Genomic DNA, 12038 nt, shown 5'->3' with positions numbered 1-12038 from the left:
GCCTCCTACGCAAGCAACGCCTCAGTGTACGTCGCTCGATGGCCACGCGCCTGGACGGTCGCGCCGCCTGCGTAGGGGCTGATGTCGAGGGTTTCCATGAGTATCTCCAGGTGGCAGGGGTTGAGGGCCAAGGCAAGGCTGAATCCGTTCATGCGAAAGCGCGCGAGCGGCGGCGCGATGGGGTGCGAGGCGCAAACCGCAGCCCCAGCCGGAGCGATGGCAAAGATTTGCAACGACGCAGACCGCCCGCAGCCGGGTTGCGCGCTACCCAGCTCCCACCCGAGCCGCTGGCGGCTGCTCGTCATGGGTTCCGTGCTGGCCGCGCTGGTCGCTTGCGCTTCGGCGCCGCGGGCGACGAGCCCGGGCGGATCCATCGACGCAGTCCGCCCCACGGGCTCGGCTACGCCCGACAATCCCGCCTATCTGTGGACCTTCAGTACCCGACTCGTCGGCAACAACGTCGTGTCACCGGTGCGCAGCCAGGGCTACGGGCAGCTCGATGCGCTGCTGGATGCGCGAACCGGATTGCTGCGCTGGAAACTGAGTTTTGCGCGTTTGTCGGGCCCGGTGACCCAGGCGGCCTTTCACGGACCCGCGGCGGTCGGCCAGAACGCGCCGGTGCAGCAGGCGATGCCCTTGCCGATCCGCAGCCCTGCCGAGGGCCGCGCAACGCTGACGGCAGCGCAAATGGCGGACCTGCGCGCCGGGCGCTGGTATGTGAGCCTTGCGACCGCCCGCTATCCCCAGGGCGAACTGCGCGGGCAGCTCATCGAGCGGCGTTGACTTCGGTGTGACGCTGCGCACGCAGAAGGGCGGCGAGCCGTTGCGGCACGGGCCAGGGCTCGCCCGCGATTCGCGCGGCGATCAACTCGCCGCAGAGCACCGAGAGCGTGAGGCCGCGCGCCCCCATGGCCGTGCAGACCCAAGGGGCCTCGAACGGATCGGCGCCCGCTCGGCTCAAGGGGCCGACCAACGGCACGCGGTCCGGGGTCGTGCAGCGCACGCCGGCCCAGGCCCGGGTCTGCCCGGCGGCGAACTGCGGTGCCAGCTGCCGTGCCGCTGCGGGGCTGAGGACCGAGAGCTTGGCGAGGTTTTGCTGCACGTCGCCTGCGCGGATCACCGCCTCGGCGCAGTCACGCTCGAAGGTCGAACCAAAGATCCAGCCCGGCCGCGCGTCGATCGACACATTCGCAATCAGACTGCCCCAGCCGTTGACCGGCACCCGCGGCAAGGCCTCGGCCTCGGCGGGCATGGGCCCCATCGCCACCTGGCCGCGCAGCGCGTGCAGCGGCAGCGGGGTTGCGGTCCAAGCGCGCAGCAAGGCCAGGCTGTCGAAGCCCGACGCGACGACCACGAAGTCGGCCTCGGCCAGCACGGCGCCCCGTGCATCGAGCGCTCGCCAGCGTGCGCCTTGCCGTTTCAGACCCGCGACCGCGCAGCCACCGACGAAGCGGATGCCGGGCTGAGCGAGTTGCGCACGCACCAGCGCTGCGGGCCGCAGCCAGGCCGCGCGCCCATGCCACAGCGCTGCACCGTGCGTGGCGTCCTCGGGCGCCAAGCCAGCCTTGGCCCCGTCGTCGGCGTCGGCAAGCCGGGACCAGACGGTTCCGGGATGGCCCGGCTGGAGCCAATCGGGCGGCAGGCTGCGGCCGCGGCGCCCGCGCGTGGGGTGGTCGGCGTTGGCGTCGGGGTCGGCGGCGTGGGCGGCCGCCGGGGCCAGGCAGCGCTCGAGCACGCCGCTGGGCGCCCAGTCTTCCCCTACGCGGAGCAGCCGGTGCGCCCGGGTCAGCGTGGCCTGCACCCCTGCGCGCGTGAGTTGCGACAGCGCCCGGTCGTCGGGACTGACACGCGGCGCGACCAGCCCGACCGGCAAGCCCGAAGCCCCAGAGGCTGGTGCCTCGGCCCGGTCGAGTACCGTCACCGACCAGCCCCGCAGCGCGAGGCTATAGCCAACGGATGACCCTGCGAGTCCGGCGCCAATGACGAGCGCCATCCCCGGTTGCGCCGCCGGCCAGACTGGCGCATACGGCGCGTGGCGCGGCGTCCAGGCCGGTGCCCAGCGGGCACGCAGGCAGTCGCGCTTGGGTGGCAGGCCCGGCGCTTTTTCAACGACGAAGCCAGCTTGGGTCAGATGCTCGCGCACGGCGCGCGCGACGGTCCAGGTCGCCGCACGGGTGCCGGGCCGGCATAGCCGCGCCACGGCTTTGAGCGTGTGCACATCCCACATCTCGGGGTTTTGCGCCGGGTCGAAACCGTCGAGGAACACGCTGTCGGCGGCAAAGGCGAGTTCGCGCAAGGCCGCGCGCACCTCGCCCACGCACAGCGTGAGCCGCAAGCGCCCACCTTCAAATTCGAAGCGGTGCCAGCCCGGCAAGAGGCCGTGCCAGACCGCCGCGAGGCGTTCGGCGAGCGGCTGCAGCATGGGCAGGTGGGCCACGCTGCGCAGCAGGTCGGCAGCGTCGGGCGGCCAGGCTTCGACGCCGACGTAGTGCAGGCGCTCGGGCCGCGCCGGGTCCTCGAGCCAGGCCTGCCAGGTGGCGAGAAAATTCAGGCCGAGCCCAAAGCCGGTTTCGAGGACGCGCCAGTCGGAAACGCCGGCCCAGGCCGCAGGCGAGCCGTCCTGCGCCAGTAGGGCGCAGCCGCCGAGGAAAACATGACGCGCCTGCGCCAGGCCGCTCAAGTCCGCGCCGCCGCGGCTGCGGTAAATGTCCTGAAAGCGCTCGCTCCAAGGCGTGCCGTCGGCTTCCCAACGGACGGGACTGGACATGGGTGGATTGGCGGTACGGTGTCAGCGTATGCGCGACGCCCGCGCAATGGTTTTAGGCTTAGGCGCTGGGCGGCACGTAGCCGGCGGCCTGGTCGGCGCCTTCGCCAAAGAAATGTTTCTCCATCTGACGCGCGAGGTATTGGCGCGCCCGCGCGTCGGCGAGGTTCAAGCGGTTTTCGTTGACCAACATGGTTTGGTGCTTGAGCCAATCGGCCCAGGCCTGCTTGCTGACGTTTTCCCAAATGCGCTTGCCCAGCTCGCCGGGGTAGGGCGGGAAATCGAGGCCTTCGGCTTCGCGGCCGAGCTTGATGCAATGAACCATCCGTGCCATGGGTGCAATCCTTCCTGGGGTGAATGCTCGCGGGGCGCCGCTGGAAGCCAGCCGGACGCCGATCCGTGTGTCTTGCTTGCGATTTTCGCGCCAAAACCGCCCGGCTCGCGCGTTCGAGGCACAATTCCCCGAGCATTTCCCCCTGAGAATGGACGAACGATGAATTTCCCGGATTGGCGCGAACCCGCACGGCACAGCCGTCGGGCGCTGGCCGCGGTCGCTGCGGCGGCCGTGGCGATGCTTGCCTTTGGTTTGTATCTGCAAGAAGCCGTGGGCCTGGTGCCGTGCCCGATGTGCATCGTGCAGCGCTATGCGCTGATCGCGGTGGCGCTGGCCGCGGCGGTGGGCGCTGCGAGCCGCCGCATCGCCCCCCAGCGCTACGCGACCGCAGCGGTGGCGCTGTTTGCGGGCTTTGGGGCGTTTACGGCCGCCCGGCAGAGCTGGCTGCAGTGGTATCCGCCGCCCGTCGTGAGCTGCGGGCGCGACTTTTACGGAATGATCGAGAGCTTCCCGCTGAGTCGTGCGATTCCGCTGATTTTCAAAGGCAGCGGCGACTGCTCGAAGGTGGATTGGACCTTCCTGGGCGGCTCGATCGCGAACTGGTCTTTCCTCGTCTTCACGGCCATGGGCGCCGGCGCGATCTGGCTCTGGGTGAAGCTCAGAGGCTGAGAGGGAATTGGGCGTGCCCGAAGAGGCGCCACAAAGCGCGTCCGAGTAGGCGCAAAGCACAGCCGTAGCTCGGGCTACGGCGCGCATTTGCAACGCCCTCGGGCGTGTTTTGGGACGTCAAAGCGGGTATGACCGATTCCCTCTCAGCCTCTCAGGTCAGCCGCTTGACCAGCACCTTGGATCGGCGGTCCCAGTTGTATTTGCGTTTGCGGGCTTCGGGCAGCCAATCAGGGTCGACCGGCTGGAAGCCCCGCTTGATGAACCAATGCATGGTCCGGGTGGTGAGCACGAAAATGCTCTCCAGACCCAAGGCCCGCGCGCGCTGCTCGATGCGTTTGAGCAGTTTTTCGCCATCGCCCTGGCCTTGGCTTTGCGGTGAGACCGTCAGTGCGGCCATCTCGCCGGTCTTGGCCTCAGGATAGGGATACAGCGCAGCACAGCCAAAGATGACACCGTCGTGCTCGATGATGGTGTAGTTGGCGATGTCGCGCTCGATCTCGGTGCGGCTGCGCTTGACGAGCGTGCCATCTTTCTCGAACGGCTCGATCAGTTGCAGGATGCCGCCGACATCGTCGGGCGTGGCCTCGCGCAGCTCTTCGAGTTTTTCATCGACGATCATGGTGCCGATGCCGTCGTGCACGTAGATTTCGAGCAAGAGAGACCCGTCCACCGCGAACGGAATGATGTGGCTGCGCTCGACGCCGGACTTGCAGGCGCGCACGCAATGCTGGAGGTAAAAGCCCGTGTCGGTGGGTTTCTCGGGCGGCGGCAGACGCTGCAGCAAGGCTTCGGCATCGGCCAGCGGCAGTTCGGTGTCGATCGGGTTGTCGTCGCCGGGCGGGTCCTCGGGCCGCACACGAATGCCCGGTATTTCGGTGACGAAGATCAGCTTGTCGGCCTGCATGGCGCTGGCCACCGAGGTGGCAACCTCCTCCATCGCGAGGTTGAAGGCTTCGCCGGTCGGCGAGAAGCCAAAGGGCGAAAGCAGCACCATCGCCCCCATGTCGAGCGTGCGCGAAATACCCGCCACGTCGACCTTGCGCACCACGCCCGAGTGCTGAAAGTCCACCCCGTCGACGATGCCCACGGGTCGCGCGGTGATGAAGTTGCCGGAAATCACGCGCACCGTGGCGCCGGCCATGGGCGTATTGGGCAGGCCCTGGCTGAACGCCGCTTCGATTTCGTAACGCAACTGACCGGCGGCCTCTTGCGCGCAGTCGAGCGCGACTTCGTCGGTGATGCGCATCCCGTGCGAATACTTTTCCTCGTGGCCCTTGAGGCGCAGCTGTTCGCTGACCTGCGGACGGAAGCCGTGCACCAGCACGATTTTCACGCCCATGCTTTGGATGAGGGCGAGGTCCTGCGCCAGATTGGGCAGCTTGCCCGCGGCAATGGCCTCACCGCAGACACCCACCACGAAAGTCTGGTTGCGGAACTTATGGATGTACGGTGCCACCGACCGGAACCAGGGCACGAAGGTGAAGTTGAAGACGGTGGACATGGGGCGCGCAAGGATAATTCGCGATTCTCCATCAAAGACTGCCCGTGTCCGTGCCCGTAGCGCCCCCGCTGAACCTCGAGTTTCCCGAATCCCTCCCGGTTTCCGCCCGGCGGGAGGAAATCATGGCGGCCATGGCCGCGCATCAGGTGATCATCGTCTGCGGCGAAACCGGCTCGGGCAAGACGACGCAACTGCCCAAGATGGCGCTGGCGCTCGGTCGCGGGCGCATGAACGCGCGGCCCGGCGAGCGGCCCCGACTGATCGGCCACACCCAGCCGCGGCGCATCGCCGCCACCAGCGTGGCCAAGCGCATCGCCGAGGAACTGCACACGCCGCTGGGCGAGGTGGTCGGATTCAAAGTGCGCTTTCACGACCGGCTGGCCAAGGACGCCTCGGTCAAGCTCATGACCGACGGCATTCTGCTCGCCGAGACGCAAAGCGATCCGCTGCTGCAGGCCTACGACACGCTGATCATCGACGAGGCGCATGAGCGCAGCCTCAACATCGACTTCCTGCTCGGCTATCTCCGGCGCATCCTGCCGCAGCGGCCGGACTTGAAGCTGATCGTCACCTCGGCCACCATCGACGCCGAACGCTTCGCGCGGCACTTTGCGTCTGCGGCGGGTGACGCGCCCATCATTCAGGTCTCGGGCCGCACGTATCCGGTGGAGTTGCGCTGGCGTCCGTTCGAGGAATCGCGCGACTTCGGGCTCAACGAGGCCATCGCCGAAGCCGTCGACGAGCTCTGGCGCGAGCCCGCGCAGCAGGGCGACATCCTCGTGTTCTTGCCCGGCGAGCGCGAAATCCGCGAAGCCGCCGACCATTTGCGCGGACATTTGGCCCATTCGCCGCTGACGCGCGGGGCCGAGGTGCTGCCGCTGTTCGCTCGGCTCTCGCAGGCCGAGCAGGACCGCATTTTTGAGCCCCATACCGGCCGGCGTATCGTGCTGGCCACCAACGTCGCCGAAACCTCGCTGACGGTGCCGGGCATCCGCTATGTGATCGACAGCGGCACGGCCCGCGTCAAGCGCTACAGCCTGCGGCAAAAGGTCGAGCAGTTGCTCATCGAGCCCATCAGCCAGGCGGCGGCCAACCAGCGCGCTGGCCGCTGCGGTCGGGTGGCCAACGGCATCTGCATCCGGCTCTACGACGAGGCGGATTTCCAGGCGCGACCGCGCTTTACCGACCCCGAAATCCTGCGTTCGTCGCTCGCGGGGGTGATTTTGCGCATGAAGTCGCTGCACCTGGGCGCGGTGGAGGACTTTCCCTTCATCGACGCGCCGTCCGCCCGCGCCATCACCGACGGCTATCAGTTGTTGCAGGAGCTCGGCGCGGCCGACGAGGCGCGCGAACTCACGCCCCTGGGTCATGAACTCGCGCGGCTGCCGCTCGACCCGCGCGTGGGTCGCATGATTCTGGAAGCGCGCATGCGCGGCGCTTTGTCCGAGGTGCTGGTCATCGCCTCGGCGCTGTCGGTGCAGGACGTGCGCGACCGGCCGATCGGGGCGCAGGCTCAGGCCGACGCCGCGCATGCCAAGTTTGACGACGACCGCAGCGAATTTTCGGCCACGCTGCGGCTGTGGCAGTGGATCGATGCGGCGCGCGGCGGCCACGGCAGCACGCACAAGCTTTCGAACCGCCAGTACGAGCAGCTCTTGCGGCAAAACTTCATCAATCTGCGACGCCTGCGTGAGTGGCGCGACATTCACACGCAATTGCTCACCGTGGTGACCGAACACCGATGGCGGCTCAACACCGAGCCCGCCAGCTACGAGCAGATTCATGGCGCGATGCTCGCGGGCCTGCTGGGCAACGTGGGCTGCAAGCTCGAGGACGAAGAGGTCTACCTCGGCGCGCGCGGCATCAAGTTCTACCGCCACCCTGGTGCGCATTTGCGGAAGAAACCGGGGCGCTGGGTGGTCTGTGCGGAGCTCGTCGAAACCGCGCGGCTCTACGGGCGTGGCATGGCCAACATCGAGCACGGGTGGATCGAGCAGATCGGAGCGCATCTGCTCAAAAAGCAGGTGCTCGACCCGCACTGGGAGAAAAAGGCCGGCGAGGTGGTGGCTTTCGAGCGCGCGACGCTCTATGGCCTGGTCATTTACAGCGGTCGGCGCGTGTCCTATGCGCGGGTCGATCCAGTCGCGGCGCGGGAGATTTTCATCCGCGAGGCGCTGGTCGCTGGCGAGTGGGACAGCAAACTGCCCTTCTTGGCCGCCAACCGCAAGCTCATCGCGCAGGTGCAGCAACTCGAGCACAAGGCGCGGCGCCAAGATGTGCTGGTCGATGATGCGCTGATTTATGCCTTCTACGACCAGCAAATTCCGCCCGAAATCTGCACCGCGCGCCAACTCGAGGACTGGTGGCGCGTAGCGTCCCGGAGCCAGCCGCGCTTGCTGTTTCTGAGCCGTGATGAACTCATGCGGCATGAGGCCGCAGGCATCACCACCGGCGCTTTCCCGCCCGTGGTGCGCCTCGGCGGGGTGGACTGCAGCGCCAGCTACCTGCACGAGCCCGGCAACCCCCGCGACGGGCTGACCGTCACGGTGCCGCTGTTCGTGCTCAACCAGGTCAGCGAGGCTCGGTGCGAATGGCTGGTGCCCGGCATGCTGAAGGAAAAAATCCAGGCGCTGCTCAAAAGCCTGCCGCAAAAGCCGCGCAGCCGCTTCGTGCCGCTGCCTGAGAGCGCGGCACGCTTGGCTGAGGAACTGGGCGCGGAAGGCGTGTTCGGTCACGGCAGCCTCACCGATGCGCTGCTCGAGCGCGTGCGCCGCGACAGCGGGCTCGACGTCAAGCGCAGCGACTTCAAGCTCGACATGCTGAGCCCACACCTGTTCATGAACCTGCGCGTGGTCGACGAACACGGACGCCAGCTCGGCGAGGGCCGCAGCCTCGCGGCGCTCAAGGCCGAACTCGGCGGCAAAGCGCGCGGCGCGTTCCAGGCCCTGGCGGCGCTGCAAAAGGCCCCAGCGGCCGAAAGCAGCACCCAGATCCAAAATTCTGAAGAAAAACCCGGGAACGCCAGCGCGAAACGGTCCGATCATGCTCTCAAAACAGAAGCGCCAGCGACTGCCAACGCCGAGGCGCGCTACACCACCTGGAGCTTCGGCACGCTGCCCGAGCTGATGGAAATCCGCCGCGGTGCGCAAACCCTCGTCGGCTTCCCTGCGCTGATCGACCAGGGCGACGCCGTGACCATCGAGGTGTTCGACGAACCGGAGGTCGCGGCAGCGCGTCACCGCGCCGGGCTGCGGCGGCTGTTTGCACTGCAGATCCGCGACGCCCTCAAATACCTCGAAAAAAACATCCCCGATCTGCAAAAAATGGCCGTGGCCTACCTCGGGCTGGGGACTTTGGAAGACCTGCGCGCGCAGATCATCGACCTCGCGCTCGACCGCGCCTTTCTGCTCGAGCCTCTGCCAACCGACGCCACGAGCTTCGAGCGGCGCGTCGGCGAGGGCCGCTCGCGCCTCACGCTGATCGCCAACGAGATCGCGCGCTTGGCCAGTCAAATCCTCGCGGAATACGCGGCCGCCACGCGCAAGCTCAAAGACTGCCGACCGAGTGCCGAGGTTCAGGCCGACATCCAGCAGCAACTCCAGCGGCTCATGCCCCGCCGCTTCCTACTCGAGACACCTTGGGCGGCGTTGCAGCACCTGCCGCGCTACCTCAAGGCCATCGTGATGCGCCTCGAAAAATGGCGCACCGACCCCACGCGCGACGCGCAGCGCATGGCGGACGTGCGGGCCATGGAGCAACGCTACTGGCGTCTGGTCGCCGAGCGCAAAGGCCAGACCGATGCGCGCATGAACGAATACCGCTGGCTGCTCGAAGAACTGCGCGTGAGCCTCTACGCCCAAGAACTGCGCACGCCCCAGCCCGTGAGCACCAAGCGGCTCGACAAGCTCTGGGCGCAGTTGCTGCACTGAGAGGCTGAGAGGGAATGGGTCATGCCCGCTTTGACGCCCCAAAACACGCCAGAGGGCGTTGCAAATGCGCGCCGTAGCCAGAGCTACGGCTGTGCTTTGCGCCTACTCGGGCGCGTTTTGGGGCGCCCCTTCGGGCACGCCAAATTCCCTCTCAGCCTCTGAGCGGCTGCGATCTGCATCGGGTCGACGGCACGCAAGCCGGCAGGCTAGGGCGCCGGCGCACGACGCTGCGGCAGCAACCCCAATTGCATGCGGGCCTTGGCGTTGGCGTACTTGCGCGGCTCAGGCTCACCGGTCACGATGCACAACCACGCCAACGGTGGCGCTTTGGCGCTGCGCCCGCTTGTCGTCCCGGTACTTTCTGAAATGGAGGAGATCCCCATGAATCACCCGCAGATGTTCCTCGATGCCAACGCCCATGCGTTTGACCCTGCAAGGCGCCGCTGGCTGATCGGTGCAGCCGGCATCCTCGCGCTTGGCGCGGAGTTCGCCCTCCCGCGCCAGGCCGCAGCGGCCACGCCCATCGCCTTGCCCGCTTTGCCCTATCCCGAGTCGGCGCTCGCACCCGTGATTTCCGCGCAGACCATCGGCTTTCATTACGGCAAGCACCACAAGGGCTATGTCGACAATCTGAACAAACTGATTGCGGGCACGCCCATGGCCGATCTATCACTCGAGGCGATCGTCAAGGCCAGTGCGGGCCAGCCCGACAAGGCCGCAGTGTTCAACAACGCCGCGCAGGTCTGGAACCACAGCTTTTACTGGAACAGTCTTCGGCCCGGCGGCGGGGGCGAACCACCTGCGGCCCTCCGCGAGCGCATGATCGCCTCCTTCGGCAGCGTAGAAACCTGCAAGAAGGAACTGGCCGCGGCCGCGATGGGCCAATTCGGCAGCGGCTGGGCTTGGCTGGTTGCGGATGGTGATCGGCTCAAGGTCACCCGCACTCCGAACGCGGAAACCCCACTGACCGACAGCCTCAAGCCGCTGCTGACCATCGACGTGTGGGAGCACGCCTACTACCTCGACTACCAGAACCGCCGCGCTGACTATGTCGGCGCGCTGCTCGACAAACTCGTGAACTGGGAATTTGCGCTGGCGAATCTGGGGTAGCGCGCGGGGGGGGCAGCCCTGCCTCACCGGTCGCTGGCGTGGCCACGATCGTGGCGTTGGCGCTGACGGTCCAGATACCAAGCCAGGAAGGGCAGCAGCAGCATCGAGCCCGGAATGAACCAGATGAGCACGTAAGGCCCAAGGGCGGACGCCGAGCGGAGGATGCCACGCAGCTGCCGCTTGTCCTCCGGCGTCCATTTGCCACCGCGGCGCTGCTTCATCAGCAGCGGCCAAGCACCTTTGATGTTGCGCAACTCGTCGCTCAGGCGCTGCTTTTCGCGCCGTCCGCTGTCTTTCACCGAATCCCAGCCGCGCGCCAGGGCCGATGGCGATTGCGCCCCAGCCGCACCCCGAAGCTTGCGCGCAGGCCAAGGCCGCCAACGATGCCATGCCGGCTTCGCTGGGCGCGCCGCGGAAGCGCTGGGGTCGGGTTTGGGTTCCATGAAGGGGATTGTGACCCAAACCGCGGCTTTCACCGCATTCATTCGCGGCCATTTGCTACAAAGTTTGAGGGAATTCAAGCTCCTGACCGCTAGGGCCCTAGCTCACAGCCGGGCGAGGCGCTTGAGCGCCGCATGCAGTGTTTCGTCTCGTTTCGCGTAGCAAAAGCGAATGACCCGCTGGTCGAAGCCGTTGCCGTAAAACGCCGACAGCGGAATCGCCGCCACCCCGACTTCGCGCGTGAGCCACAGGCAGAACTGATCCTCGGGTAAATCACGCTCGGGCACCGCAAGACCGGAAATATCCACGCATTGGAAATAGCTGCCTTCACTCGGCAGCAAACGAAAGCGGGTCTGTTCGAGCCCGGCACGGAGGAGGTCGCGCTTGGCCGCGTAGAACGCCGGCAGTTGCAAATACGGCTGTGGATCGGCCATGTAGCGCGCCAGGCCGTGTTGCATCGGTGTGTTCACGGTGAACACGTTGAACTGGTGGACTTTACGGAACTCGGTCATCAAGGGCGCAGGGGCGCAGACCGTGCCGACCTTCCAGCCGGTGACATGGTAGGTCTTGCCAAAGCTCGAGACGATGAAGGCCCGCGCCGCCAAACCGTCGAACGTGGCGGCGCTGCTGTGGCGGTTGGGCGCGTAGACCATGTGCTCGTACACCTCGTCGCTGATGAGCAGCACATCGGTCGGAGCCAGGATTTCCTGCAGCCGCAGCCAGTCGTCGGCCTGCCAGATCGTCGCGCTCGGGTTGTGCGGCGTGTTGACCAGGATGGCCCGCGTGCGCGGGGTGATCGCCGCGGCGATGCGGTCGAAGTCGGGTCGGAAGCTGCCGGGCATCAGCGGCACGGGCACGGCCACGCCGCCAGCGAGCTCGATGTTCGGCACGTAGCTGTCGTAGCAAGGCTCGAGCACGATGACCTCGTCGCCGGCGCGCACCACGGCCAGGATCGCGGTCAGAATTGCCTGCGTGGCGCCCGCCGTGATGGTGATTTCACCTGCCGGATCGTAGCGTCGGCCATAGAGCACCTGCACCTTGTCGGCGACCGCCTGCCGAAGCTCGGGCACGCCGGGCATCGGTGGATATTGGTTGTGGCCCGCGCGCATGGCCTCGGTCACCGCATCGACCAGCCGGGGGTCGCAATCGAAGTCGGGAAAGCCCTGGCCCAGATTGACCGCACCGGTCTCGGCCGCCAGCGCCGACATGACGGAAAAAATCGTGGTGCCGACTTTCGGAAGCTTGGTCTGCAGCGCGGGCGTGCGCGTTGGAGGGCTTGGGTTCATGGGG

At 67.1% G+C, this 12038-nt stretch carries 10 protein-coding genes; 4 read left to right on the top strand and 6 right to left on the bottom strand.

All coding sequences use genetic code 11. The features are described 5' to 3' along the window. Positions 1–5 precede the first annotated feature (5 nt). Entirely contained in the window at positions 6–305 is a 300-nt protein-coding gene (locus tag EDC62_RS12990; protein ID WP_170159030.1) for a hypothetical protein, read from the bottom strand. Here EDC62_RS12990 and EDC62_RS06550 point away from each other — a divergent pair. Then, positions 304–783: a CHRD domain-containing protein gene (locus EDC62_RS06550; protein WP_170159029.1), complete on the top strand. Its 480-nt coding sequence runs from the start codon at positions 304–306 to the stop codon at positions 781–783. The genes EDC62_RS12990 and EDC62_RS06550 overlap by 2 nt on opposite strands. Here the strand turns inward: EDC62_RS06550 and mnmC are convergent. Both mnmC and EDC62_RS06540 read right to left on the bottom strand, forming a co-directional pair. Next, on the bottom strand, positions 767–2767 hold the full coding sequence (mnmC, locus tag EDC62_RS06545; protein WP_124221798.1) for a bifunctional tRNA (5-methylaminomethyl-2-thiouridine)(34)-methyltransferase MnmC2/FAD-dependent 5-carboxymethylaminomethyl-2-thiouridine(34) oxidoreductase MnmC1: 2001 nt from the start codon (positions 2765–2767) through the stop codon (positions 767–769). The two genes, EDC62_RS06550 and mnmC, sit on opposite strands and share 17 nt — an antisense overlap. 58 nt (positions 2768–2825) lie before the next feature. After that, positions 2826–3098, bottom strand: coding sequence for an oxidative damage protection protein (locus tag EDC62_RS06540; protein ID WP_124221796.1), 273 nt, complete (start codon positions 3096–3098; stop codon positions 2826–2828). 159 nt (positions 3099–3257) lie between these two features. On the opposite strand from EDC62_RS06540, the gene EDC62_RS06535 reads away from it, so the two are divergent. Continuing rightward, positions 3258–3767, top strand: coding sequence for a disulfide bond formation protein B (locus EDC62_RS06535; RefSeq protein WP_124221794.1), 510 nt, complete (start codon positions 3258–3260; stop codon positions 3765–3767). A 151-nt stretch (positions 3768–3918) separates the two neighbouring features. On the opposite strand, the gene argA is transcribed toward EDC62_RS06535, so the two are convergent. Beyond that, on the bottom strand, positions 3919–5268 hold the full coding sequence (gene argA / locus EDC62_RS06530; RefSeq protein ID WP_124221791.1) for an amino-acid N-acetyltransferase: 1350 nt from the start codon (positions 5266–5268) through the stop codon (positions 3919–3921). Positions 5269–5390: 122 nt separating this feature from the next. On the opposite strand from argA, the gene hrpA reads away from it, so the two are divergent. Both hrpA and EDC62_RS06520 read left to right on the top strand, forming a co-directional pair. After that, positions 5391–9197 (top strand): ATP-dependent RNA helicase HrpA, encoded by a 3807-nt coding sequence (gene hrpA / locus EDC62_RS06525; protein WP_245968792.1) that lies wholly within the window; start codon positions 5391–5393, stop codon positions 9195–9197. 381 nt (positions 9198–9578) lie between these two features. Beyond that, complete coding sequence (locus EDC62_RS06520) at positions 9579–10307, top strand: superoxide dismutase (protein ID WP_245968780.1); 729 nt, start codon at positions 9579–9581, stop codon at positions 10305–10307. Positions 10308–10330: 23 nt separating this feature from the next. On the opposite strand, the gene EDC62_RS06515 is transcribed toward EDC62_RS06520, so the two are convergent. Both EDC62_RS06515 and EDC62_RS06510 read right to left on the bottom strand, forming a co-directional pair. Continuing rightward, the gene (locus EDC62_RS06515) at positions 10331–10750 is read right to left on the bottom strand and encodes a hypothetical protein (RefSeq protein ID WP_124221789.1); all 420 of its coding nucleotides are present in this window, start codon (positions 10748–10750) and stop codon (positions 10331–10333) included. A gap of 102 nt (positions 10751–10852) precedes the next feature. Further along, positions 10853–12034 carry a pyridoxal phosphate-dependent aminotransferase gene (locus EDC62_RS06510; RefSeq protein WP_124221786.1) on the bottom strand — a complete coding sequence of 394 codons (1182 nt, stop codon included), beginning with the start codon at positions 12032–12034 and terminating at the stop codon, positions 10853–10855. Positions 12035–12038: the final 4 nt, after the last annotated feature.

Source organism: Tibeticola sediminis (genome assembly GCF_003843835.1).
GTDB classification, from domain to species: Bacteria; Pseudomonadota; Gammaproteobacteria; order Burkholderiales; family Burkholderiaceae_C; genus Tibeticola; species Tibeticola sediminis.
Note: the sequence above shows the minus strand (reverse complement) of the source record. Positions and strands in the feature narration are given on the sequence as shown.